We start from the raw sequence: 832 nt of genomic DNA, 5'->3' as shown, positions 1-832 counted from the left end.
GATACCTACGAAGTAAAAGAAGGTGATAAGGTAGAAGTGGTCGTCGCAATTGGCGGTGGCTAGACATCTGAAGACCGTCTTTCAAGATTAGAAAAATCACTCAATATATTAGCACGCACTACAACCCAAGCAGCAATTAGAGTACAGCTATGACAGATACAACGAATATTAATACGCCTTTAACCGTTGCCGGTAAAACCTACCAATCTCGCTTGTTAGTTGGCACGGGAAAATACAAAGACCTGGAAGAAACACGCTTGGCCATAGAGGCTAGCGGTGCTGAAATTGTCACCGTTGCCGTTCGCCGCACCAATATCGGCCAGAACAAGGACGAGCCCAACCTACTTGATGTTATTTCACCTGATAAATACACCATCCTGCCCAATACTGCGGGCTGCTATACCGCTAAAGATGCAGTGCGAACATGTAAGCTCGCACGCGAACTATTGGGTGGACATGACTTGGTAAAGCTTGAAGTACTAGGCGATCAAAAGACTTTATTTCCTGACGTAACAGAAACATTGATCGCAGCAGAGGAACTGATAAAAGACGGCTTCAAGGTCATGGTTTATACCACTGACGATCCACTTGTTGCTAAACGCCTTGAAGAAATGGGCTGTGTTGCGGTCATGCCTTTGGGTGCTCCGATTGGCTCTGGCCTTGGCATTCGTAACCCCTACAACATCAAGCTAATTCTCGAAAATGCGAAGGTGCCAATATTAGTTGATGCTGGTGTTGGTACAGCCTCAGACGCAAGTATCGCGATGGAGCTAGGTTGTGATGGCGTACTCATGAATACAGCAATTGCTGCAGCTCAAGACCCTATCCTAAT

The 832-nt window shown here is 46.3% G+C and carries 1 protein-coding gene; it reads left to right on the top strand.

Features of this window, described 5'->3' with window-relative positions; all coding sequences use genetic code 11:
- Positions 1-149 precede the first annotated feature (149 nt).
- Positions 150-832, top strand: a 683-nt coding sequence (locus tag A3756_RS23505; protein WP_068554816.1) for a thiazole synthase, incomplete at its 3' end; no start/stop codon positions are given.

The organism is Oleiphilus sp. HI0086, assembly GCF_001635225.1.
This window is presented reverse-complemented; position numbering and strand designations above follow the sequence as displayed.